General features: G+C 58.0%; 3 protein-coding genes. 1 reads left to right on the top strand and 2 read right to left on the bottom strand.

The features are described from left to right. Positions 1-481: 481 nt before the first annotated feature. Positions 482-1,609 (bottom strand): transposase, encoded by a 1,128-nt coding sequence (locus JNN07_28620; GenBank protein ID MBL9171728.1) that lies wholly within the window; start codon positions 1,607-1,609, stop codon positions 482-484. 17 nt (positions 1,610-1,626) lie between these two features. Then, a complete protein-coding gene (locus tag JNN07_28615) occupies positions 1,627-2,700 on the bottom strand; it encodes a tyrosine-type recombinase/integrase (GenBank protein ID MBL9171727.1) in 1,074 nt (357 codons plus the stop codon). A gap of 238 nt (positions 2,701-2,938) precedes the next feature. Here JNN07_28615 and JNN07_28610 point away from each other — a divergent pair, with 238 nt between their 5' ends. Then, positions 2,939-3,217: a hypothetical protein gene (locus tag JNN07_28610; protein MBL9171726.1), complete on the top strand. Its 279-nt coding sequence runs from the start codon at positions 2,939-2,941 to the stop codon at positions 3,215-3,217. Positions 3,218-3,565: the final 348 nt, after the last annotated feature.

Genomic DNA, 3,565 nt, shown 5'->3' with positions numbered 1-3,565 from the left:
GTGACGAGATGCCATTTGGCGTAAAGTTTGGCGGCGTGTGGCGAACTCATCGACGGACCGAACGTGGTCATGATGAGGAATCGTATTTGTATCTGGCAGACGACGGAAAAGTTGGGATTCTTGTCACCTTTAGGCCATGAGTGGCGCGTCGAACGAGAAAGGGTGTATTGCTGCGAAGCGCAGCGAAGCCAGCAACTACACCCTTGGTTGAACAAGCCCTGATGCGGGGAAAGGTGTAGGAAGAGCGCCTATGGCGCTTGTGTTTGGGGGAGGGAAGTCGGACGGACCAAGCTGACCTGGATTTTGCCCCGAGAGTTGAGGAGCCCTACCCCACGCTGCCTCGCGATAAGCAGGAACGAGAGCTTCTGGAGTGGTCTTCCAGACCCTAAGGCTTCTTGAAACCCCTGATGATCGAGCGGGTTGCCCGGCCAAGACAAGACGGTCCCCATCGCGCTCCGATCGAAATTTGGCAGGACAGCGTTCATGCTTTGGCTCGCGAGATAAACAAGGCGACCGGGGGAGGAGGTCCCCGCCGACTGTAAGGAGAGGGGATCTTGCGCAAGAAGGTCATGGGGTGATCGCAGCGCGGACAACAGTGAGGCCGAGCCAGCGGCGCTGGAACTGGAGTGGTATCGCCCAGTTGGACCGGCCCCCCCGCGTGACACTGCACGCGCAAACGCTTGGCTTTGGCTGCGGGATGACAGAAGCCGTAGTAACGAATGGACCGCAGACCCCGCGGCAACACATGCTGTAGGTAGCGACGAACGAACTCCACCCCGGACAGAGTGCAGACATCGACGCGTCCCGCGTCGCGGTTCTTCCACCGGAACGAAACGGTTTCTTGGGTGACTTGAACCAAACGCGCGTCGTGGATAGCGGTCCGTGCGACGTAGGTGCCTAGATACTTAAGCGCAGCGGCTCCGGTGCCCGCCGGTTGGATGTGCACGCCCCAGTCCAGGCTCCACACGTCGGGGTCGACCTGCCACCCATGGACGTCGAAGAGTTGACGCAGATGTTGGCGGAAGGCGGCTTGGAGATGAGGCAGGTGAACGAGAAAGTCGGCCTGCTTGACGCGCACAAAGCGGCCTTCTTCGTCCAGTCCGGCACCGGGCACCAGGCAGTGAATATGGGGATGAAAGCCCATTTGCTGATTCCAGGTGTGGAGTACAGCGGTGAAGCCGCTGACATCGGCCTTAAAGCCCTTGGCGGTGGCGAGCTTTTCGGAGAGAGCGCCTGAGACCGCGGTGAAGAAGAGGTCGTAGGCCTCCTTGGCAGAGGAACCAAAGAAGCAGGAGCGCAACTGAGCCGGGAGGGTAAAGGTCACTAGGAAGTAAGGCGCTTGGACCAGCTTGGCCATCTCCCGCTGGACCCAGGCGGCGGTGGCTCCGCCGCCGCACTGAGGGCAGGCCTTGTGATTGCAGGAGTGCCAGGCGAAATGGGTCTGGCGACAGGGCTTGCAAACAAAGGCCTGCCCGCCCAAAGCCGGGGTTCGGCAATGGGTGAAGGCCCAGCAGGCGCGACGTTGGTTTCTGGAAAGGCCTAGAGCTTGTTGCTTAAAGGCGGGCAGGAACTGACGCAACGCAGCCAGCACAGTGCGTTCGGCGGCCATGGAACTGTGGAGCAGCCTCAGCGAGGAAGAGACCGATACAACTTGTCCATCAAGTGCAAGGCGTCGCTGACGGTCTGGTGGGTCAGGTGCAGATAGACCATGGTGGAGTTAATCTGTTTGTGACCGAGCAGCTTTTGGATGGTGTGCAGATGTGCTCCGGCTTCCAGCAGATGGGTGGCAAAGCTGTGACGCAAGGTATGGATTTTGGCTACCGGGATGTTGAGTTCTTTGCGGGCCGCGACGAGTAAGCGCTGCAACGAGGAGCAAGGCATGGGTGCGGTGGCCTGGTGCATGCGCTGAGCCACGGAACCGCGGTCGCCCCGACCGACGTTGGGAAAGAGCAGGAGCGGATGTTTGTGCTCCCGCCAGTAGTCCTGGAGTTCGTGCCACATGGAGGTGGGCAATGGCAGGACACGATCCTGATGTCCCTTGCTGGAGCGGATGAAAAGTTTGTTCTCCTTGCCCTTGATGTCGTGGACGGTGATGGCTAGGCATTCGCTGAGGCGCAGGCCGCAGACGTAGATGAGCTTGATGGGGGTGCGATAGCGGCGCAGGCGGATTCGATCTATGAGATCATGAACCTGTTGGAGGGTGAGGACTGCGGGTAGGGTGTCGTGGTCCTTGGTGCGGACTTGACGCAAAACGGTCCAGTCGGAGTGACCGAGGAGGTCGATATAGAACTGGCTGCAGGCGGCTTTGGCTAAGCGAATGGAGTTGGGCTTCCACTTCTTTTTGAGTTTGATGAAGAGGAAGTAGTCGCGGAGTTGAGGTTGGGTCAGTAGCGAAGGGTCAGATCCAAAGTGTTCATGGATGAGCCGCAGCTGACGGTAGTAGGTGTGACGAGTTCGATTGGCGTCGTAGCGTAGGGCCAGGGCCTTGGCGAAACGGTCCATGCACTCGTAGGGATGTTCGTAATCCACGGGGTTGACGAAATCCCGCGGAGTGGTGCGGATGGTGGCCGTGGTTGGTGAGGTTGGTGAGGTTGGTGGTGGCGTGGGCGGGTTGGCCGCTTCCTGAGCCTTGGCACGTTGGCGAGCTTGGATGTTTTGGAGATGTTTGGGATGAATGGAGGAAGAATTGGAGTTTTTCATACAACGCCCATCCTACCAACAACTGCCATTGTTCTGCACCGCCAGTCTACGTCAATTCGTGCTCCTACTTCGTCGCCGCGTAGCGGCTTAGTTCAACCAGATCGTCGACCGAACCGCCGCCAGCCTCGGGATTCCGGATATGATGATCATCACTGTACCCATCACTTCGTCGATCGCCCTCTTACGGCGGCGGTCTGTCACGATTGGTCGTTCGGCATCTACCTCACCTTTACCATTTATGCACACTGAAACAGTCGAGCGAGAGTTGGGAGAGGCACTGGTTCACTTGCAGGATTTGGTCGCCGAGTTCCAAGCCGGCAAGATTCAATCGCGTGACGAGCCTGCATTGGCCGTGCAGTTGGGCCACATTCTCGACCACATCAGTGTCGCTTGGAATTGCAAGGACCTGACACCCGACCAGATAGCCGGACTTTCCCAAGTGGATTTCGAGCGGCTTTCCAATACCGTGCCGAATTTTACAGGGGGGAGAGTTCTTGGAGAGTTTGCCCTAGGTTGACCACAATACCCAACAAGCCCACTCGATCCAACAGCCCTTAGCCTCCGAGTTTTTCACATGATCACCGTTCCTACATCCCAGGTTTCGCCCGAGTTGGCTCTCGATCCACGGGCTGTGGCGCAGTGGGAGCGTTCGGCTGCAACCGATCACAACAAACCCATCATGAAATCAAAGCAAATCTTCGAGTTGGCCGTAAGGATTCTCGGACTGGCGTTTATCTACCATGCCTTCACATCGCTTCCCCAAGCCGTTGGATCGGTCTTGGGCAGTTTTCGGGATTTTCACCTAATCCCGTTTTTCCTGACCTCATTTCTTGCCGTATGGCCTCTACTGGTCGCTTATTGGTTG

This window comes from Verrucomicrobiales bacterium (assembly GCA_016793885.1).
In the GTDB taxonomy this organism is placed as follows: Bacteria; Verrucomicrobiota; Verrucomicrobiia; order Limisphaerales; family UBA11320; genus UBA11320.
This window is presented reverse-complemented; position numbering and strand designations above follow the sequence as displayed.